The sequence below is a fragment of the Lutibacter flavus genome, assembly GCF_900188355.1.
Classification (GTDB): domain Bacteria; phylum Bacteroidota; class Bacteroidia; order Flavobacteriales; family Flavobacteriaceae; genus Lutibacter; species Lutibacter flavus.
In genome coordinates this window covers 1,229,723-1,250,493 of record NZ_FZNX01000001.1, presented here as the reverse complement: position 1 = coordinate 1,250,493, position 20,771 = coordinate 1,229,723, and the positions used below count along the sequence as shown (strand labels likewise).

Sequence of the window (20,771 nt, the reverse complement as noted above, 5' to 3'; positions counted from 1 at the left end):
AGTTATTTGTTAAAATCCAAAACCTAAACCAAATTTGAAGTAGGTACCTTCTTTTGACTTAAAAATAGATAAATTTAAATTAATTAATTCTGCTCCAACAAGCCAAAAGCCTCCTCCATATGAGGTTTTCCAGTCACTGGAATTTTCATTTTTAAGCCAAACTCTGCCATAATCAAATCCAGTAAATAAACCAAATTTTAATGGTATCAATTCAGTTTTAACATTTCTTAAATTAAATCGAATATCCGTATTTTGATAAAACGATTTATCTCCAACAAAACGCTGGTTTCTATAACCACGTAAACCGTCAAGTCCACCAATACTTGCTGCATTATAAAACTCAAAGTTATTACCAATTATTACATTTCCCTTTAATATTGTTGCAAAAATAATTTTTCCGCTCGCAATTAGCTTGTAATTTATTCCTAAGGAAGGTGTTACATAAATGTGATTTTCGTTTTTATTTTTAAAGTTTGTTTTCCAGCCAGTATCAATAGAAAAGCTCATGCCAAGTGTTGGAAAAACATTATTATCATAATTTTCATATAAATATGAAGTCTTTACACCAATAAAATTTTTGCGCTTATCTAGTGTATATGGAAGTGAATTTATAAATCTATCGGCTGATGCTTCAACCTCTATACTTTCAATGGTTGTTCCAATTTTAAACATAGCCCCTAAACGACCATTCCATTTTAATGAAGGTGCTATTGCATAAGTACTTAACCTAACTCTATGGTAGTTTTCGTCAAAACTTTTCTCAAAATTAATAGTTTCATTACCATAACCAAAATGATTAATGCTATAGTTTGGGCTTGTAAATTTAGTTTCAACTAAGAAATTCCATTTTTTAAAAATATTTGCAAACTCTGCACTGTATAAAATATCAAATCCTTTGTTAGCAAAATAATAAGCTGCATTTAATGTGTGCTGTTGAGTAAACGGATTTCTTTCAAAGCCGTAAACCGTAAAAACATCATTAATTCCAATTTTCACTCCATCATCTGGGTTAGAACCTATTGCAGGAATTAATTGATTTTGGCTGTATTTTAATTTTTTATAATTGTAAACATTTGTTTCGTAATCGTTTACTAGTTTTAATCGGGCTTTGTTTTTAACTATTGTATTTTTCTTTGATTTAAAGTCATAAACAGTTACTCTTTTTCCGTTTTCGATATAATATTCATCATTATTTTGCCCCCCTATAATTCTTAATGGAATAACCTTATTATATAATCCTGTTACATAAAATTTATCTTTATCATCTAATCCATATACCCAAATTTCTGATGTAGTTTTCTTATTAAATGATTTTTCAAATAGTAAGTTTCCTTTTTTATCATTTTTAATATTAAATACTTTTACCAATGTTTGTCCATTTTCTAAACGTTCAATATCAAACCAATTGTCTTTATCGTTTCCTTTTACTATGGCATATTTAGATAAATGTTTATAATATGTTTTGGCAATTTTAGGCAAGTTTTTTAACCGTCCTTTTAGCTTGGTTCTTATTTCGTCAATAGTTTTATCTTTTACTTCATCAGGAAAGTTCTCAAAAGCAGCGTCAATTACTTCATCTGTAATATTTTGCTGAATATAGGCAACTTGTTGTTCCCAATTTTTATATGTGGCGTTATTTATAAGTGCCATATCAAGTGGGTAAGGTTCTAAGTTAAACCATTTTACATTTCGAATTTCTTCATCATACACTTGCATTAATTTTAAAGCAGGAATAGCTCGTGTTAAAAAACCAAGAATAAATCCATCGTTTTTTGAAAATGCCTGATCTCTATCTCTTGGAACTGGTTTATAAATTGTTCTTTTGTTTTGTTTAAACTCTGCCCATCTCCATTGATCTTCGTGTCTGTCCCAATCTCCAATTAACATGTCAAATAATCGAGCTCTAATGTATGTATCTTCATCAACTGAATTATCGTCAGACTTTCTAAGTTTTTTTAATAAATCACTTGTACTTATTAATTCATCTGAAAAACCAAAACTTTTAACGTTACCATGTCCATCTGAAGCACGTTCTTCAATCATATATAATTCATTACCAAATTCTTCATTAAAGTGTTTTAATGCATTTTGTTTTGGAACATAATATAAGGTTGGATTTGTGTGATAAACATCTATAGCTTCAGCTAATTGACCAATTGTAAAAGGAGCATAAGGATGCGATGTGGTATAAATATCCAATAACAAACTTTCTGTATAAGTATTATCATATTGACCTTCAATATATTGATTTTTAAAGGCGACAGCTTGAATATATTGGGTTGCGCTTTTCCGTAATGCTCTCATTACGTATTCTTTACCGGTTTTATCAGATAAGCGTAAAGATCTGGATTGATTTCCTCCTCCCGTTTTTAGGGGAGTTAAACCTCCAAAAAGAGTATCTAATAAAACAGTTGGAGCTGTTACTTTTGTGCCATAATATTTTCTGTAATGTTTACCCCATAAGCCCAAAAAAACTTTTCCTTTTGAAATTTCATCTTTACTATAAATAGATGCCGAAACAGTTTTTGGAAAATGGTTTTCAAAATTGTATTGCTTTTCAGTTATGTTTGAAGGGTAAATTTCAGTTTTATATTCTAACTTTTTAGTTTCATTTTTTTCAGTATAAAAGTATACCCAAGAAGCACCATTTTTATAAACGTCAACTTTTGCATATCCCAATTTTCCAATCGAAAATTTACTTCCATTAATAACTCTTGCTGCTGATGTTTTGGAACCCGATCCACTAACAATTTGAGGAATATTATCTCTAAATATATATTGTAAATTATGCTCGTGACCAGACACAAAAATTACTTTTTCAGCTTTTTGAGAAAGTGTAACAATTCTGTTTTTTAACTCTAAATAAAGTGAGTTGTTCATATCTTGTATAGAAACACCACTGGTTTTTCTAAATACATTAGCTATTGTACCAAGAACAGGCAAAGGAATTTTATTATTAACAGGGTAAAATTGTGATTTAAATGAGAATTGACCGCCATGAGAACCATTGCTAAAAAGTGGATGGTGAATTGCTACAATAGTTGTTTTACTTTCATTTTTTTTAATTAAACTTTCAAATTCATCAAAAAAATGTTCTCGGGTTTTAATGTCACAATTATCATTCATTGTTGGGTTTTTATCCCAATTTTCTAAATACCATTGAGAATCAACAATTATCAATACAATTTCATCTGAGATATCAACTTTTTCAATTGGGCAGCCATCTTTTGGTAAAAAGGATTTTTTATCATCTAACTTATTTGTAATATATTTTTCTTCTCTTTTTAAACCACTTATTCCGTTGCTGTAATAATCGTGATTTCCTGGAATAAAAATTGGCTGACCTTTAAAATTTTTCACTAATTCAATTTGAGCATCTAATCTGTGTTCAGCCAATTCTCTGTTTAGATCATCTTTTTTAGGTAATCCTTTTTCATATAAATTATCACCTAAAAAAAGTACAGTAGTGTTTTCATTTGCTTTGGAAAGTTCTTCTTTTAATAAATTAAAATGTGTTAAAATCTCTCCTTTTAAAGCATTTCCGGCATCACCAATTAAATAAAAAGTATGGTCAATTTCTAAATTCTTATCAGCTGAATTTGTATCCCATTTCAAATTCGAATTTTCATATTGGGCATTATAAGTTGCACAACTACCTAAAAATAGGAAAACAAATAAAAAAGTAAGTTTACAAATAAGAACTCGATTCATTAAGTATTAAGTTTAAAAGTTTAAAAGTACGTAAATTTATGTATTTTTGAATTCAACTATATTTTTTACTATGTTAGAAAACGATTTTTTTAAGGAGATAGAAGCCTTTGTGTTTAATTTGTTTAAAAACGAACTTTCTCCGAAAGTGGTTTACCATAATTTTGAACATACATTTCAAGTTGTTAAAAATACTTATGAAATTGGTTTAGCTGAAAATATTACCGAAGAGGAGTTAGAAATAGTATTGCTTGCAGCTTGGTTTCATGATACAGGTTTTATATACGGATTTGAAAATCATGAAACAAAGAGTAAAGAAATTTCAGAAAAATATTTAAGTGAAAAGGGTTTCTCTTTAGATAAAATATCAAAAGTCAATTTATTAATTGATGCTACCAAAATACCACAGAAACCTACTAATAAATTAGAGGAAATTATCTGTGATGCTGATTTATACCATTTAGGAGCTGAAGATTTTAATGAAAAATCGAATTTACTTCGTTCTGAATGGGAACAATTATGTGATAAGACTTTAACAGATATTGAATATTTAGAAGAAAATGAAATTTTTTTAAGTGAGCATACATATTTTACAAATTATGCCTTTGCTAATTTAAATAAGCAAAAAACAGCAAATTGGTTAAAAGTTAAAAAGGATTTACGCAAAACAATTGCTAAAAATGAAGAGTTAAGGGTTAAAAATAAATTAAAAAAAGAAGAATTAAAAAGAAAGAAGGATAAGAGTGACAGACCAGAACGAGGTATTGAAACAATGTATCGGGTAACATTGAAAAATCATATTAAATTAAGTGATATAGCTGATACTAAGGCAAATATATTGTTGTCCGTTAGTGCAATTATTTTGTCAATTGCGCTTTCTAGTTTGTTTCCAAAATTGGATAAACCTGACAATTACTATTTAATTTACCCTACGTTGTTTTTTTTATTTATTACAGTAATAACAATGATTTATTCTATCTTGTCTACACGGCCAAAGGTTACTTCAGGTAAGTTTACAAAAGAAGATGTTAAAAATAAAAAAGTAAATTTATTGTTTTTTGGTAATTTTCATCAAATGCCTTTGGAAGATTTTCAAGAGGGAATGACTGAGTTAATGAAAGATAGGGAATACCTTTACAAAACTTTAATGAAAGATTTATATTTTCTTGGAATAGTACTAGAAAAAAAATATAGGCTATTGCGTATAGCCTATAATATTTTTATGGTTGGGATAATTATTTCAGTAATTGCCTTTGTAATTGCTTTTGAAATAATGAAAAATTCTGGAGTTACACCTGATTTAATTTAAGTTATCGTTAGTTATAACTTTCATTAAATCATTAAGTGTAATCTTGTTTTCTGGAGTATTATTGTAATTGACAGCGACTCTTAATGCTTTTAATCCTGAAATGCCCTGAAGATCTTCAATAATCAATTTTTCAACAGGTTTTAATAAATAGTTTTTAGATTGTAAATACTTAATGTATTTTAAATATTCGGCAGCATCTTTATTTTGGCTATATACAATTGCGATTTTTCCAGGTTGTGTTAATCGCTCATTGGTGTTTAATATATGAGCTTTGTCAATTCGTTTTTTAATTATTTCATATCTAATATTATAAGCTCCATCAACATCAAAGCGTTTTTCATCCATTCTAAATTTAATAGCTAAAGGATTGCTATGTACTAAAATTAAAGAGGCTACATCTAAAGGATGCTCTAAAGTATCTTTTAAATTAGTTGCAATATTTTCTAATTCGCACATTAATTGTAATTGCCATAATCTAAAATTGTACAAATAAATTTTGTTGTAAGTGCAATTTTTAACTAATGATTGACCTACGTACATGTTATAATCAATACCATCAGTTTTATAGCGTTCAAAATAATGAGGAAACATTTTTTGAGCTTCAACTTGTTTTTTATCAATAAATTTGGCTAATTCCTCATTTAAGATATTAACACTTTCTTCATATTTTTTTCGCTTATCATAAACAACATGAAGTGTGTCATCAATTTGTTGCATATAAATATCAATATCACTTTTTAAATTGTTATCTAAAGCTTTTAAATGATTAAAAACGGGGTAAATATCTTTGTTTAAAAAATCAGTCAGAGTTAATTCATCTCCAGAATTTAAACCATCTTTTATGTTAGTTAAGCATTCATCAATTCTAAATAATAAATCATTGTATATAGGTAAATTATATAAAGCATGAGCTTTTTCTATTATTATTGAAGCTAAATTTAATTGATTTACCAGATCTTCTTGTATTGCTATATTTCTGGCAACTGATGATCCTTTGATATCAATTTGACCATATAACGGAACAACGTTATCAAAAACTATTTCTTTTAAATTGTAATTTCGTTTGTTTCCTAAATCTAAATTAAAAAGATATTCTTCGGCTTCTTCATAAAATTTCCATTTTACTGAAGAATGTAATGCAGTATAGTTTTCTTGAATTACTGATTCTAGCTTGTTTTCATATTCTTCCAAATATCTTTCAATCGATATTTTGAATACAGGAATAACATCTTTTAATTTGTAAGCATTTATAGAATTTAATTCGTATTTCTTGGTTGACACTAATTCTAAAACTCCGAGTAAATCTTCTTTTAATTGTATTGGAACTAATATAATACTTTGAATATTTTGATCCTTAAGCACTTTGTAAAAACCATTGTAGTTAGAATTATTTCCATATTTTTCCATATCAGAAATGGCGATTAATTCATTGTTTTTAAGTACTTTATTTAGTATTTCATCACAGAAAAAGCCTTGACATTCTTGACCGAATTTATCTTGTTGAATAAAACTTTTCTTTATTTTATGATTTTTAAATTGTAACCCGTTAATATTTGAATTATAGGTTGAAAATCCGAATTGAACTGTTGAAGATCCATATAAATGAGAAATGCTTTTTTCCAATTCTTGAAAAGAATCATCATCCTTTTTTAAAAGGTTTTCTCTTAAGTTTGATATTGCCTGATCTGAGGTAACATCAAATAAATTCATAATTCCAAAACCTTCAAATTGATAACTATTTGGAGGAAATTTTTCCATCCAAATATCAATATTATCAAAGTTATCTAATAGTAAATTAATATCTTCAGTTGTTATTTTTGGTGCGTTTTCAAGTGGTGATACTTTAAAAAAATCACCATTAAATAAAGTCCTGTAATGTTTAGTGATTCCTGTATTTTTATCTGGAATGTCAAAATAAAAGGGTCTTCTAAAATCTATGTGCGTGTCATGACAATATGCAAGAATAAAGGTACAAGCTAAAATATAAAATTTAGACTCTTCGTAATTTCGAAGTTTAAATTCATAATCTTCACCAGCATCTTCAATAATTTGAGAAAACCGTTTTGAAAGTTTAAAAGAGGTAAATTCAAAAGGAATACTTGCTGCTTTAATTTCGTTCTCTTGTAATAAATCTGGAAATAAAATATCTAAAATTTTATCTACTTCTTTATTATACTTTTCTAACTGATTAAAATCGTCAAAACCTTCCTTAAGTTCTGGATAGTTTTGATATTCTTCTAATAATTGAATTGCCGAAGGTTTTAAAAAATGATTATTATCGACAGCAATTTTTTCAAGGTATTCAAATATAGGTTTAAAACTTATTTTAAGTTTTAATGGTAAATCCGAATTCTTTTTATAATTAGATTTTAAAATCCTCATATCTTTTTAATTTAGTCAGTATAATAGCTATTTTGTCGTATTTATGTAGACAAAATTACTGTTTTAATTATTGATTATAGTTTCCTTGTAATTTTTGTAACATTAAACTTTTATTTTAGTTGTTTTATAATCACATAAAAATAGGTTATTTTTACCTTTTTAAAATATTAAATAATGAGTAAAATTATTTGGGAGACAGTTAAAGAATTTGAAGATATAACCTATAAAAAATGTGGTAATGTTGCCCGTATAGCTTTTAACAGACCAAATGTTAGAAATGCTTTTAGACCAAAAACAACCAAAGAATTGTATGATGCTTTTTATGATGCTGGAGAAGATACATCTATTGGTGTAGTTTTGCTCTCCGCAGAAGGGCCTTCAACTAAAGATGGAGTGTATTCATTTTGCAGTGGAGGCGATCAAAAAGCACGTGGACATCAGGGTTATGTAGGTGAAGATGGTTATCATAGATTGAATATTTTAGAGGTTCAGCGTTTAATTCGTTTTATGCCAAAAGCAGTAATTGCAGTTGTTCCAGGTTGGGCAGTTGGTGGTGGACATAGTTTGCATGTTGTGTGTGATTTAACTTTAGCAAGTAAAGAACATGCTATTTTTAAACAAACAGATGCAGATGTAACCAGTTTTGATGGAGGTTATGGGTCAGCATATCTAGCTAAAATGGTTGGACAAAAAAAAGCACGTGAAATATTTTTCTTAGGTAGAAACTATTCTGCTGAGGAAGCCTTTGAAATGGGAATGGTAAATGCCGTAATTCCTCACGATGAATTAGAAGCCACTGCTTACCAATGGGCGCAAGAAATATTAGAAAAATCGCCAACATCTATAAAAATGTTAAAATTTGCAATGAATCTGACGGACGATGGGATGGTTGGGCAACAAGTTTTTGCAGGTGAAGCAACACGTTTAGCATATATGACAGATGAAGCTAAAGAAGGCAGAAATGCCTTTTTAGAAAAACGGAAACCTAGTTTTGAAAAAAAATGGATTCCTTAGTTTATTGACAATTAATAATTAAGAATGAATAATTAAATTTTCCTCTTTGGGGAAATTAAAAAGGGGCACATGAAAATAATATGCATAGGTCGTAATTATGCTAAACATATAGAAGAATTACAAAACGAAAAACCTGAAAATCCAGTAATTTTTTTAAAGCCGGATTCTGCAATATTGGCTAAAAGTCAGCCATTTTTTATTCCGCCATTTTCAAACGATATTCATTATGAGGTTGAGGTTTTAGTTAAAATCAATAAAGTTGGTAAATATATTGATGAGAAATTTGCTCATAAATATTATGATGAGATTGGATTGGGAATTGATTTTACAGCAAGGGACTTGCAAAGTCAATTAAAAGAAAAAGGATTGCCTTGGGAAAAAGCAAAAGGTTTTGATGGAAGTGCAGTAATTGGTGATTTTTTTCCAAAAGAAGAGTTAGGTGATTTAAGTAATTTAAAGTTTAATATGACTTTAAATGATGTGATAGTTCAAGATGGAAATACCAATGCAATGCTTTGGAAGATAGATGAACTAATTGCATACGTATCACAGTTTTTCACCTTAAAAAAAGGCGATATTATTTTTACAGGGACTCCCGCTGGTGTTGGAAGAGTTCATGAAAATGATATACTAGTTGGTAAAATATCCAATAAAGAAGCATTCTCAATTAAAATAAAATAAAAAAACTAGAAAGTAAATAAAATAGGCCCTTTATATTCAGGAGCTTCATTTCTGTGTTCTTTTAAAATATCGTAACCATAGTGAGTTTTAACCAAGTTTTTGAAATTATATCTTAATCTAGGGTAATCTCGTAATAATTTATCAAAGTTATTATTTGAGGAATTTTCTATAAAATGATATACAATTTCTGTGTAAGCCCTTGTTAAAGTATAATTGAACTTATTACTATTTAAGGCGTTTTTAAAATAGTTTTCCTTTATTTCACAATTTTTTAAAATAGCAGTTTCTAATCCGTATTTTTTAATTAAAATCCAAGACATTCTTAAAAGAACCTCGTGTGTAAAAAAAGATGGACTTAAAGTGCAATTTTCAATTTGCTCCAAAAGTTCATTGTCATTTAATTCATCTGGTGATATCATAGCTGTTGTTTATTTTTTATTACTTAATCTTTTAATTTATAGATGACTATTTTTTTAAAAGGTTGCGTTGAAATTAGTACATTTATCAAAATATTTTAATAAAAATGCAGGCAGAAATAATTACTATTGGAGATGAAATTTTAATTGGTCAAATATTGGATTCAAATTCAAAGTGGATTGCAGAAGAATTGAACAAAATTGGAGTTTCAGTATATCAAATAACTTCAATACAAGATAATAAAGAACATATTTTAAAAGCCTTAAGAGAAGCAAAGTCTAAATCAGATATTGTTATTTTAACAGGAGGACTTGGGCCAACCAAAGATGATATAACTAAATTAACTTTAACTGAGTATTTTGATGACCATTTAGAATTAAATCTTGAAATTGTTGAGCATATAAAAAAAATGTTTGCAAAAATCAATTATCCTTTTTCAGATTTAAACCGGGATCAAGCATTGGTTCCTTCAAAATGTACCCCCTTAAAAAATAATTGGGGAACTGCACCCGGAATGTGGTTTCATTATAATAATCAAGTAACAATTTCTTTACCTGGTGTTCCAAATGAGATGAAAGGTTTAATGCTAAATAGTGTGTTGCCAAAATTAACAGAAACGTTTCATTTACCGTATATTCTTCATAAAACCATTTTAACTTATGGAATGGGTGAAAGCATGGTTGCAGAACGGATTGAGGATTGGGAAAATAATTTGCCTAATTTTATAAAATTAGCTTATTTACCAGGATATGGAAAGCTTAGATTAAGATTATCAGCAAAAGGCGATTATAAAGAATTACTGGAAAAAAGGATTAATAAAGAAGTTGAAAACCTGATGAAAATAATACCAGATATTATAATTGGATTTGATGATAGCGAAACAATCGAAGTTGCAATTGGAGCCTTATTATCCGATAAAAAGCAAACTTTGGCTATTGCAGAAAGCTGTACTGGCGGCAATATTTCTAAAATGATTACATTAATTCCAGGTTCTTCGAAATATTTTGTGGGTTCTGTTGTGGCATATCAAGCTTTTATAAAAACGTTAGAATTGAATGTTTCGAAGGAATTAATTGAAGAAAATACAGTAGTTAGCGGACAAGTTGCGGAGGCAATGGCAAGAGGAATTCAAAAAAAATACAATACTAGTTATGCCATTGCAACCACTGGTAATGCGGGCCCAACAACCGATTTAACTGATAAAACTGTGGGGACTGTTTTTATTGCAATTGCAACTCCAACTAGAATTTTCTCAAAAGAATATTTCTTCGGAAAACCAAGAGAAAAGGTAATTGAACGAGCTTCAATTAAAGCATTGGAACTCCTTAGAAAAGAAATTTTAAAAAACTAGTAAAATAAGTTTGTGTATTTAGATTTAAAAAATTAATTTTGCATCTCGTTTTGAGAATACAATAAAAAGGTACAGATATATGTCAAGAGTTTGTGAACTTACTGGAAAAAAAGCAATGGTTGGAAACAATGTTTCTCATGCCATGAATAGAACTAAAAGAAAATTTGACGCTAATTTAATTAAAAAGCGTTTTTATATTCCTGAAGAGGATAAATGGGTAACTTTAAAAGTATCTACTTCTGCTTTAAAGAATATCAATAAAAAAGGAATCTCTGCTGTGATTAAAGAAGCAAGAGATAATGGTTTTTTAAAAAAATAATTAAGTAATGGCAAAGACTAAAGGAAATAGAATTCAAGTAATTTTAGAATGTACTGAGCACAAGGCTTCAGGGCAAGCAGGTACTTCTAGATACATTACTACTAAGAATAAAAAGAATACTCCAGATAGAATGGAAATTAAAAAATTCAATCCTATCTTGAAGAAAATGACTGTTCATAAAGAAATTAAATAATAAAGGACCATGGCAAAGAAATCAGTAGCATCGTTACAAACTGGATCAAAAAGATTATCAAAAGCTATTAAAATGGTGAAATCTCCAAAAACTGGGGCTTACACTTTTGTAGAAGCTATATTGGATCCGGCTAACGTAAAAGACTTTTTGAGCAAAAAATAAATTTTTGTTTATAAAATAATATTAAGCTACTTTCATTCTATTGAGAGTAGCTTTTCTTTTTTATATTTACCAGATTAAAATATTAAAATGAGTTTATTTAAAAGAATATTTTCAAAAGAGAAAAAAGAAACTTTAGATAAAGGTTTAGAAAAAACTAAGACTACTTTTTTTTCTAAACTATCTAAGGCAGTTGCGGGTAAAACAAAAGTTGATGATGATGTACTTGATAATTTAGAAGAAATTTTAGTTTCATCGGATGTAGGTGTTGAAACTACCTTAAAAATTATAACTAGAATTGAAGCTAGAGTCGCTAAAGATAAATATTTAGGAACTGAAGAATTAAACGAGATTCTTCGTGAGGAAATTGCAGGTTTACTTGCTGAAACTAATGTTGGAAATGAAACTGAATTTTCAATTCCTGAAGGTAAAAAGCCATATGTAATTATGGTTGTTGGCGTAAACGGAGTTGGTAAAACAACTACAATTGGTAAGTTAGCAGCTCAGTTTCATAAAAGTGGTAAAAAAGTTGTACTTGGAGCAGCAGATACATTTAGAGCAGCAGCAATTGATCAATTACAGGTTTGGGCCGATAGAGTAGGAGTTCCAATTGTTCGTCAAAATATGGGAAGTGATCCAGCTTCAGTTGCTTTTGATACTTTAAAATCAGGTGTTTCTCAAAATGCCGATGTAGTTATTATTGACACTGCGGGTAGATTACACAACAAAGTAAACTTAATGAATGAGCTTACCAAAATAAAAAGGGTGATGCAAAAAGTTATTGAGGATGCTCCACATGATGTATTGTTAGTTTTAGATGGTTCAACTGGGCAAAATGCATTTGAACAAGCTAAACAGTTTACGAAAGCAACAGAAGTTACATCTTTAGCAGTCACAAAATTAGATGGTACTGCAAAAGGTGGAGTTGTTATTGGTATTTCAGATCAATTTCAAATTCCGGTAAAATATATTGGTGTTGGAGAAGGAATTGATGATTTACAAGTATTTAATAAAATTGAATTTGTAGATTCATTTTTCAATTAATATAATATTCATTATAAAAAAAAGGTCTCATTTGTTTTCAAAACAAATGAGACCTTTTTTTTATACCTTTAATTAAAATTAATAATCAATGAGAAAACTAACCATTATTTTAGGAATATTAATCCTATTTATTTCTTGTAAAAAGAAAGAATTACCAGTTGTTTTTAGTCATTATGATGAGTCATCAGAAATTGCCGAACAACAAAATCATCAAATTAACAGAATGAAATTTAAACTAATTCAATCAAAATATTTAGATATGAATTTGGTTTTCAAACCTTTTGAAGAAGAATTAGCCTATTTTTCTGAGAAAGATTATTACAACTTAGAGCCTTATATTTTAGAAAAAGACATTCCTTCAATTCAACAATCTGTTAAAAGCGGGATATTAACATATGAAAAAATTGTACTGTTTTATTTATATAGAATTAGAAAATTTGAAAGTAATAATGAATTAGCGCTTCATAGTATTATTTCTTTAAATCCTGAGGTAATTAATCAAGCCCGTGAAAAGGATTTAAAAAGGCCAGAAAATATTATAAACACACTTTACGGTTTACCCATTTTATTAAAGGACAATATAAATACGGCTGGAATGCCTACAACTGCTGGTGCATTTGCTTTAAAAGATAACAACAGCACTGATGATGCTTTTATTGTTAAAAAGTTAAAAGAAAACGGAGCACTAATTTTGGGTAAAGCTAATTTAAGTGAGTGGGCCTATTATTTTTGTAGTGGTTGTCCTGTTGGATATAGTGCCATTGGTGGGCAAACATTAAATCCGTATGGAAGAAAAGTTTTTGAAACGGGTGGGTCAAGTTCTGGAAGTGGGGTTAGTATTGCTGCTAATTATGCCATTGCAGCTGTTGGGACAGAAACTTCTGGTTCAATTTTATCACCTTCCAGTCAGAACTCAGTAGTTGGTTTAAAGCCAACAATTGGGTTGTTAAGTAGAACAGGAATTGTACCAATTTCTAGCACACTAGATACTCCTGGCCCTATGACAAAAAGTGTAATAGATAACGCAATTTTTCTTTCGGCAATGACAGGCGAAGATATTAAGGACACCACAACAAAAGGAAATATTCTGGAGCTCAATTATGTAGAAGCATTAAAATCTGCTACATTAAAAGGGAAAAGATTGGGGGTCATTAAACAATTGCTATCCGATTCAATTTATAAAATTACAATTGATAAATTAAAAGGAGCAGGAGCCGAAATTATTGAGTTTGAGCCTCCACAAATCGGATTAAATGGTTTTTTAACATTGTTAAATATTGATATGAAAAATGATTTACCAAACTATTTAAAAAATTATGCCGATAAAAATATTCAAATTACTTCTGTAGATGATGTAGTAAAACTAAATTTATTAGATTCAATTAAGCGAGCACCGTATGGACAGCAATTATTTGAAGGTATATTACAAGATACAACTTCAAAGGAAAAGTTTAGTTTAGTGAAACAAAATTTACATGAAAGTGGCGTTGAATTTTTAAATACACCAATTGAAGATTATGAATTGGATGCCATATTATCAATCAATAATTATCACGCAGGTTTTGCGGCTGTTGCCAAGTATCCGTGTTTAACAGTTCCAATGGGTTATAAAAATTCAGGAGAGCCAATAAGTTTGACTTTTATTGCTAAGCCTTTTCATGAAGAGAAATTACTCGAATTAGGATATGCTTTTGAACAATTTACAAAGGTTCGTAAATTTCCAAAAAGCTATAAATAAAGAGTTTAGGTAAAAAGTTGGTTAACAACTAAAAAGTAGTATTTTTGCCATCCTTAAATAGAGAAGATGAGAACCAAATCAAAAAAAGAGAATAAAATCAATGTAGTTACTTTAGGTTGTTCAAAAAACGTTTACGACAGTGAGGTTTTAATGGGGCAATTAAAAGCTAATAATAAGAATGTTGTACATGAAGATGCAAATGATGATGGTAATATTGTTGTTATAAACACTTGTGGTTTTATTGGAGATGCTAAAGAAGAATCTGTAAATACAATTTTACATTACGTAAATAAAAAGGAGTTAGGGGAAATTGATAGAGTTTATGTTTCTGGTTGTTTAAGTGAGCGTTACAAACCAGACTTACAAAAAGAAATACCAAACGTTGATGAGTATTTTGGAACACATGATTTGCCAAATTTATTAAAGGTTTTAGATGCTGATTATAAACATGAGTTAATAGGAGAACGTTTAACTACAACTCCAACACATTATGCCTATTTAAAAATTGCTGAAGGTTGTGACAGACCTTGTTCATTTTGTGCAATACCTTTAATGAGAGGGAAACACGTTTCTACTCCAATAGAGAGTTTAGTTATAGAAGCAACTAAATTAGCAAAAAAGGGAATTAAAGAATTAATTTTAATTGCTCAGGACTTAACTTATTATGGTTTAGATATTTACAAGAAAAGAGCGTTAGCAGATTTATTAAAAGAGTTGGCTAAAATTGAAGGAATTGAATGGATTCGTTTACATTATGCTTTTCCAACAGGTTTTCCTTTGGATGTATTGGAAGTAATTCATAACGAACCTAAAGTTTGTAATTATCTGGACATTCCATTGCAGCATATTAACGATGCAATTTTAAAATCAATGCGTAGAGGTACTTCTCATGAAAAAACAACCAATTTAATTGCTGAATTTAGAAAATCTGTTCCAGATATGGCAATTAGGACTACTTTAATTGTTGGTTATCCGGGAGAAACTGAAGAAATATTTCAAGAATTAAAAGATTGGGTTCAAGAAATGCGTTTTGAGCGTTTAGGTGCATTTGCTTATTCACATGAAGAAAATACACACGCTGCAAACTTAGAAGATGATGTTCCGGAAGAAGTGAAACAGCAACGTGTAAATGAAATTATGGAGTTGCAAAGTCAGATTTCTTTTGAGTTAAATCAAGAGAAAGTAAATAATACTTATAAGGTTATAATTGATAGAAAAGATGGTAATTATTTTGTTGGTAGAACAGAATTTGATTCACCAGATGTTGATAATGAAGTTTTAATTGATGCAACAGAGCATTATGTGCAAGTTGGAAAGTTTGCCAATATTAAAATTACTTCAGCAACGGAGTTTGATCTTTATGGGGAACCAGTTAGTTAATTGACAATTATAATATTTTATATAAAAAAAGCGAGCAGTAGCTCGCTTTTTTTAGTTTAGTTCAGTAATACTGAATATACGTTTTGTCAAACTGAGCTTGTCGAAGTTTATTTCAATATCAAATAGTTTTAACATTTCTACAAGCTCAATTATACATGAAATTTTATCTTTTTAACTGCTCCCTTTTAATTAATTAAAAAATACAGCATTAGTAAAAAAGAGTTTTCCATTTTCCCAAAAGGATCTGAAAAGAGGATTATCTACCATATAAATTATTTTACCTCTCCCTTTATTTTCAATTCCAAATAATAAAGAATTTGGTACTTGTTTTAAAGCGTTAACCCCGGTATAGCCAGAAATATTTGTGGAGTTCTCAGGGAAGTATCCTACATTATAACCAGTTTCTAATAATTCATAGGCATTTGAACTTAATTTTAAACTGTAATAAGTATCGTTATATCCAAAGGCTAATGGGTGAGAAGCATCAATTGTACTTTTAAAAATACTTCCGGTAATTTTATTTTTAATATTTTCAAGTTCGCGTTTATCAAATGGGATTAAATTTTCTTTTGATTTTTCATTTTCTTCAGTTTTTTTCTTTTTCAATTTAAAACCTTCTTTGTCAGCAAAACTATTGACAGCACTTCCAATTGCAATTAAAGTTCCTCCACCAGAAGTGAATGAGGTAAATTTTTTCAAAGTTTCTTTAGTAGCATTATAACCATTAGGTAAAATTAAAACTTGGTATTTTGATAAATCAGTTCGTTTTAAATTTTTGGTATTTATAACATTTAAAGGGAAATTCAATTGAGTTTCAAAAAAATGCCAAATCTCTCCAAAACTTAATGAAGAAGTACCTTCGCCAGCTAATACGGCAACATTTTTTGTTTTTATAAGAGAAACATTATATGATCCAAAATCTGATCCAGAATCAACAAAACCTGTCGATGCAGATGTAATTTTTTTGTTTAGTCTATTAGCAATTTCAACAATTGCGTCATCAAAATTCGCAATATGCTTATTTTCTCCTCTCATAACAATTAAAGAACCTTTCTTGTATTGTTTTCCGTCAACCGAAAAATCTTTAGAGCTAAATCTTACATTAAAACCTTCTTCAATTAAATCACCTAAAAATGTAGCATCAGAAACCTCATTCCATTTGTTAATGTAAGCATATGCATTTTTATTTACTTCATTTATTATAGGTTGCTTTTTAGCATTTAAATTTTTGTTACGAACTAATTCATATTCAGAGGAAAAACCTTCTAAACCATATGCTAAGGGAATATTCCAAGCTGTAATATCGTATGTAATTGGTGTAGAAAGTTGTGCCTCAAGCTCAAATAAAACCTTTACCATTTTTCCCTTAGGTTGATTTGTTGGAATCACTAAATCATTAATTGTAGTTTTTAATGGTTTAATAATATTTGAGTTATAGTAAAATGCTTTAACTATTTTTTCTTCAGAGGGATAACTTATAATTTCATGTTTTTGTAAGAATTTTGAAACTTTAGAAATCTTTTCGGCATCACCTCTTAAAATATAGCTTTTGTTTTTTAAATTAGAATTATTAAAAAATTTCTTAAACTCAGCAAGCATTTTATTCGTGTTTTTTGAAGCAATTTCAATAGTTGAGAGTCCAGTTGTTGTATGATGCGCGATTCGATCTTTTAATGTTAAAATAGTATTGTTTTCAATAATTATTCCTAAGCCTGCTCTTCCGTGACCTGCTTGCTCATAGGTCATTCCAATTGCTCCCATATAGGTTGGGTACGTATCTCCATAACTTGGATAAAATAAATCAAAAGACTCTTTAGTAAAATATCTCCATCCCTTTTCATCAAAATATTTTGCATGGTTTTTTCCAATTTCAGTCTGAAAACTGCGTTGCCAATCGGTTATAATTTCGTGATATGGTTCTGTTCCTGGTGCAAAATAATATGGATTGTTTATAAATTGCTCATGAAAATCAACGTGAATGTGAGGCATCCATTTGTTGTAAACTTTTAAACGTTGTTGCGTTTCAATTTGAGTAGCCCAAGCCCAATCACGGTTTAAATCGAATAAATAATGATTTGGTCTTCCTCCAGGCCAAGGTTCATTATGTTCAGAAACATCTGGATTGGTATTAAATGGAGTACTTTTGGTTTGATTGTACCAATTCACATACCGGTCTCGTCCATCAGGATTTATACATGGATCAATAATAACCACAGTATTTTCTAACCAATCTTGTTTTTCGGTTATTAGTTTATAAATAGTTAGCATAGCTGTTTCTGTACTTGAAGCTTCATTACCGTGAACATTATAACTCAACCAAACAATTCCAATTTCTGAAATAGAAGTGCCCTCTAAAATTCCAGTTCTTTTTAAATTATCAGTTCTAATATTTTCTAAATTCTTAATATTTTCTTCTGAAGAAATAAACGAAACGTATAAAGGTCTTTGTTCGTTGGTTTCTCCATATTTATTTAAAATAACATTAGAAGAATTTTCACTTACATAATTAAAATATTCCACAACTTTATGGTGTCTTGTGAAATTTGAACCTAATTCATAGCCCAAAAAATCTGAGGGAGATTTAATGTTTTGAGCTTGTACTGAAAAAAAAATAGCTGTAACTGCTAAGAAGGAAAAGATTAGTTTTTTCATTTATTAAATTTTAAAAACCAAATGTACTTAATTAAACTTGAAATTTTTGATTAATAAAAGAAGCCAATATATTTTTCATTAGAAAGAAAAATAGTTTTTAGTTATTTCAGGAATCTATACTGAAAAGTTTTGTTATCATTTATGTATAATAATTTGGTGTAAAAAAAAGGTAACTCTTTAGCTACCCTTTTCTATAATTATTTATTATGATATTAATAATTGCAATCTAAAGAGTTTGTAACTCCTTCATCAGTAGACCATAATATATGATCAGGTCCAGGTGGAGCATTTATAAGACCTAATTGTGTTTGACTAACTTGAATACAATTGAGTTGATTATCAGTACAAATTAATACAACTAAAATACTGTTCGACACATCAAGTGATGTGAGTTGATTATTATTGCAATATAACTGTTTTAACTCTGTGTTTGCACTTAGATTTAAACTAGTAAGTTGATTATCTTCGCATGTAAAATATTCTAAACTTGTAAAATCTTCGATGCCTGTTAATTCTGAAATATTTTTTGATGAAATATTTAATTCAGTTATTGCTTCAACTATTTCAGTTTTTAAATAATCATCCAAAATATCATCATATCCCAAATCTATTAAAGCTTGTTCAAAATTATCATCTGGAACATATGTTTTAGGATTACAATCTAAGGAATAAAAAGCGCTATCATCTTTTACCCAAAAATATATTGGAGGGTCAATTCCAATATCAGCTAATTGTTCTTCATTAACCTGTATACAATCAAGTTGGTTATTAGTGCAATCTAAAAAACTAAAAAAAGGTATTGTTCCTAACAAATTATTATTAGATATATTCAATGATGTTAATTGATTACTTGAACAATCCAATGTCGTTAAATTAGTATTATTAGATATATCTAAAGTTGTTAGCTGATTATTTTTAAAATTCAAATATATTAACTCTGTATTGGAAGAAACATCTAATTCAGTTAGCATATTTCCCTCACAATTCAACCCAACTAAAGCAGTATTGTTAGAAACATCTAATAGAAAAAACTGATTTCCCTCACAATGCAACGAACTTAAGGTTTTGTTATATGCGACATTTAAGGAATTTAGAAAGTTATTCCCGCAATATAAACTTGTTAAAGCTGTATTATTGGATAAATCTAATGAAACAATTTTATTGTTATCACAAAATAAATCTGTTAAAGAATTATTAGCACTTACATCTAAGCTAGTCAATTGGTTTTGTGAACACCATAAAGTTTCAAGACCAATAAAATCGCCTATTCCTGTTAAATCTGAAATGTTTTTTGAAATAATACTTAATTCAATAATTTTATCAATTTTATAAGTGTCTACATAATCATCTAAAATATCATCATATCCTAAATCAATTAAAGCTTGTTCAAAGTTATCATCAGAAATATATGTTTTGGGACTAGTGTCAACGAACTTTGCAGTTAAACTTGTTGGTTTGTCTATCGTTATTTCAAGCGGATTTTCATTTCCTTCATAATGGCCATTCCAATTGTCAAATTCCCATCCTTCACTTGGAATTGCAGTTAGTTTTACAATAGTTCCAGAAGGATAATCTGTTGCCGGCTTAGCCTGAATTATTTCTTCAGTAACTGTTCCTTCTCCTACAATTACAATGTTTAACGAGTAATTTTTCTTTTCAAATTTTGCAATTAAATTTATGGGTTCATCAATTGTTATTTGAAGTGGATTTTCAGTTCCCTGATAATCTCCACTCCATTCCAAAAATTCCCATTCATCACTTGGAACAGCATTAAGTTTTACGATAGTTCCTGAGGGATAATCTGTTGCCGGCTTAGCCTGAATTATTTCTTCAGTAACTGTTCCTTCTCCAACAATTTCAATGTTTAACGAGTAATTTTTCTTTTCAAATTTTGCAATTAAATTTATGGGTTCATCAATTGTTATTTGAAGTGGATTTTCAGTTCCCTGATAATCTCCACTCCATTCCAAAAATTCCCATTCATCACTTGGAACAGCATTAAGTTTTACGATAGTTCCTGAGGGATAATCTGTTGCCGGCTTAGCCTGAATTATTTCTTCAGTAACTGTTCCTTCTCCAACAATTTCAATGTTTAACGAATAATTTTTCTTTTCAAATTCTGCAGTAATATTTTTGTGTGTATTAAATACAAAGGTAATGGGGTTTTCGGTTCCGGTAATTCCATCAGACCAATTCTTAAAATTATATTCTGCAGATGGCGTTGCGGTTAATGTGATTTCTGTTCCCTCCTCAAAAAAACCTGATGATGGAGAAATACTTCCGGCTTCAGGAGGATTCACATGGGTAGTTAGTTTGTATTGAATTGGATCATCTTCTGTACAAACCACAAAAAGTAATAATAGTAAGGTATATACTATAGGTTTTAGGTTTAGAACATTTTTCATTTTCATTTCATTTTTAATA

15 protein-coding genes are annotated in these 20,771 nt (G+C 29.1%); 10 read left to right on the top strand and 5 right to left on the bottom strand.

Annotated features, from left to right (window positions below; translation table 11 throughout):
- Positions 1-9 precede the first annotated feature (9 nt).
- Complete coding sequence (locus tag CHB63_RS05495) at positions 10-3,711, bottom strand: metallophosphoesterase (protein WP_089377396.1); 3,702 nt, start codon at positions 3,709-3,711, stop codon at positions 10-12.
- A 46-nt stretch (positions 3,712-3,757) separates the two neighbouring features.
- On the opposite strand from CHB63_RS05495, the gene CHB63_RS05490 reads away from it, so the two are divergent.
- Positions 3,758-5,017, top strand: a complete 1,260-nt coding sequence (locus CHB63_RS05490) for a Pycsar system effector family protein (protein WP_245856779.1) — start codon at positions 3,758-3,760, stop codon at positions 5,015-5,017.
- Here the strand turns inward: CHB63_RS05490 and CHB63_RS05485 are convergent.
- The gene (locus CHB63_RS05485; protein WP_089377394.1) at positions 5,009-7,399 is read right to left on the bottom strand and encodes a GAF domain-containing protein; all 2,391 of its coding nucleotides are present in this window, start codon (positions 7,397-7,399) and stop codon (positions 5,009-5,011) included. The two genes, CHB63_RS05490 and CHB63_RS05485, sit on opposite strands and share 9 nt — an antisense overlap.
- 174 nt (positions 7,400-7,573) lie before the next feature.
- On the opposite strand from CHB63_RS05485, the gene CHB63_RS05480 reads away from it, so the two are divergent.
- Both CHB63_RS05480 and CHB63_RS05475 read left to right on the top strand, forming a co-directional pair.
- A complete protein-coding gene (locus CHB63_RS05480) occupies positions 7,574-8,413 on the top strand; it encodes a 1,4-dihydroxy-2-naphthoyl-CoA synthase (RefSeq protein ID WP_089377393.1) in 840 nt (279 codons plus the stop codon).
- Positions 8,414-8,482: 69 nt separating this feature from the next.
- The gene (locus tag CHB63_RS05475; RefSeq protein ID WP_089377392.1) at positions 8,483-9,094 is read left to right on the top strand and encodes a fumarylacetoacetate hydrolase family protein; all 612 of its coding nucleotides are present in this window, start codon (positions 8,483-8,485) and stop codon (positions 9,092-9,094) included.
- A gap of 5 nt (positions 9,095-9,099) precedes the next feature.
- Here the strand turns inward: CHB63_RS05475 and CHB63_RS05470 are convergent, their stop codons facing one another.
- On the bottom strand, positions 9,100-9,513 hold the full coding sequence (locus CHB63_RS05470) for a hypothetical protein (protein WP_089377391.1): 414 nt from the start codon (positions 9,511-9,513) through the stop codon (positions 9,100-9,102).
- 104 nt (positions 9,514-9,617) lie between these two features.
- Between CHB63_RS05470 and CHB63_RS05465 the strand changes: the two genes are divergently transcribed.
- The 7 genes from CHB63_RS05465 (at position 9,618) to rimO (ending at position 15,695) form a co-directional block, all read left to right on the top strand.
- Positions 9,618-10,862, top strand: coding sequence for a competence/damage-inducible protein A (locus CHB63_RS05465; RefSeq protein ID WP_089377390.1), 1,245 nt, complete (start codon positions 9,618-9,620; stop codon positions 10,860-10,862).
- A gap of 79 nt (positions 10,863-10,941) precedes the next feature.
- Positions 10,942-11,181, top strand: coding sequence for a 50S ribosomal protein L28 (gene rpmB / locus CHB63_RS05460; RefSeq protein WP_089377389.1), 240 nt, complete (start codon positions 10,942-10,944; stop codon positions 11,179-11,181).
- Between the two features lie 7 nt (positions 11,182-11,188).
- Positions 11,189-11,374, top strand: coding sequence for a 50S ribosomal protein L33 (gene rpmG / locus CHB63_RS05455; protein ID WP_089377388.1), 186 nt, complete (start codon positions 11,189-11,191; stop codon positions 11,372-11,374).
- 9 nt (positions 11,375-11,383) lie between these two features.
- A complete protein-coding gene (locus tag CHB63_RS05450; protein ID WP_089377387.1) occupies positions 11,384-11,536 on the top strand; it encodes a DUF4295 domain-containing protein in 153 nt (50 codons plus the stop codon).
- Between the two features lie 87 nt (positions 11,537-11,623).
- Positions 11,624-12,577: a signal recognition particle-docking protein FtsY gene (ftsY, locus tag CHB63_RS05445; protein ID WP_089377386.1), complete on the top strand. Its 954-nt coding sequence runs from the start codon at positions 11,624-11,626 to the stop codon at positions 12,575-12,577.
- A gap of 88 nt (positions 12,578-12,665) precedes the next feature.
- Complete coding sequence (locus CHB63_RS05440; protein WP_089377385.1) at positions 12,666-14,315, top strand: amidase family protein; 1,650 nt, start codon at positions 12,666-12,668, stop codon at positions 14,313-14,315.
- Between the two features lie 66 nt (positions 14,316-14,381).
- Positions 14,382-15,695, top strand: a complete 1,314-nt coding sequence (rimO, locus tag CHB63_RS05435) for a 30S ribosomal protein S12 methylthiotransferase RimO (protein WP_089377384.1) — start codon at positions 14,382-14,384, stop codon at positions 15,693-15,695.
- A 189-nt stretch (positions 15,696-15,884) separates the two neighbouring features.
- On the opposite strand, the gene CHB63_RS05430 is transcribed toward rimO, so the two are convergent.
- Together CHB63_RS05430 and CHB63_RS05425 are read right to left on the bottom strand one after the other, a co-directional pair.
- Positions 15,885-18,347, bottom strand: coding sequence for a M14 family metallopeptidase (locus CHB63_RS05430; RefSeq protein WP_089377383.1), 2,463 nt, complete (start codon positions 18,345-18,347; stop codon positions 15,885-15,887).
- Positions 18,348-18,559: 212 nt separating this feature from the next.
- On the bottom strand, positions 18,560-20,752 hold the full coding sequence (locus CHB63_RS05425) for an InlB B-repeat-containing protein (protein ID WP_089377382.1): 2,193 nt from the start codon (positions 20,750-20,752) through the stop codon (positions 18,560-18,562).
- Positions 20,753-20,771: the final 19 nt, after the last annotated feature.

What these genes read in the sequence shown, in the direction of transcription:
- CHB63_RS05495 (WP_089377396.1), bottom strand. Translation starts at nt 3,711, where the DNA reads ATGAATCGAGTTCTTATTTGTAAACTTACTTTTTTATTTGTTTTCCTA.
- CHB63_RS05485 (WP_089377394.1), bottom strand. Translation starts at nt 7,399, where the DNA reads ATGAGGATTTTAAAATCTAATTATAAAAAGAATTCGGATTTACCATTA.
- CHB63_RS05480 (WP_089377393.1), top strand. Translation starts at nt 7,574, where the DNA reads ATGAGTAAAATTATTTGGGAGACAGTTAAAGAATTTGAAGATATAACC.
- CHB63_RS05475 (WP_089377392.1), top strand. Translation starts at nt 8,483, where the DNA reads ATGAAAATAATATGCATAGGTCGTAATTATGCTAAACATATAGAAGAA.
- CHB63_RS05470 (WP_089377391.1), bottom strand. Translation starts at nt 9,513, where the DNA reads ATGATATCACCAGATGAATTAAATGACAATGAACTTTTGGAGCAAATT.
- CHB63_RS05465 (WP_089377390.1), top strand. Translation starts at nt 9,618, where the DNA reads ATGCAGGCAGAAATAATTACTATTGGAGATGAAATTTTAATTGGTCAA.
- rpmB (WP_089377389.1), top strand. Translation starts at nt 10,942, where the DNA reads ATGTCAAGAGTTTGTGAACTTACTGGAAAAAAAGCAATGGTTGGAAAC.
- rpmG (WP_089377388.1), top strand. Translation starts at nt 11,189, where the DNA reads ATGGCAAAGACTAAAGGAAATAGAATTCAAGTAATTTTAGAATGTACT.
- CHB63_RS05450 (WP_089377387.1), top strand. Translation starts at nt 11,384, where the DNA reads ATGGCAAAGAAATCAGTAGCATCGTTACAAACTGGATCAAAAAGATTA.
- ftsY (WP_089377386.1), top strand. Translation starts at nt 11,624, where the DNA reads ATGAGTTTATTTAAAAGAATATTTTCAAAAGAGAAAAAAGAAACTTTA.
- CHB63_RS05440 (WP_089377385.1), top strand. Translation starts at nt 12,666, where the DNA reads ATGAGAAAACTAACCATTATTTTAGGAATATTAATCCTATTTATTTCT.
- rimO (WP_089377384.1), top strand. Translation starts at nt 14,382, where the DNA reads ATGAGAACCAAATCAAAAAAAGAGAATAAAATCAATGTAGTTACTTTA.
- CHB63_RS05430 (WP_089377383.1), bottom strand. Translation starts at nt 18,347, where the DNA reads ATGAAAAAACTAATCTTTTCCTTCTTAGCAGTTACAGCTATTTTTTTT.
- CHB63_RS05425 (WP_089377382.1), bottom strand. Translation starts at nt 20,752, where the DNA reads ATGAAAAATGTTCTAAACCTAAAACCTATAGTATATACCTTACTATTA.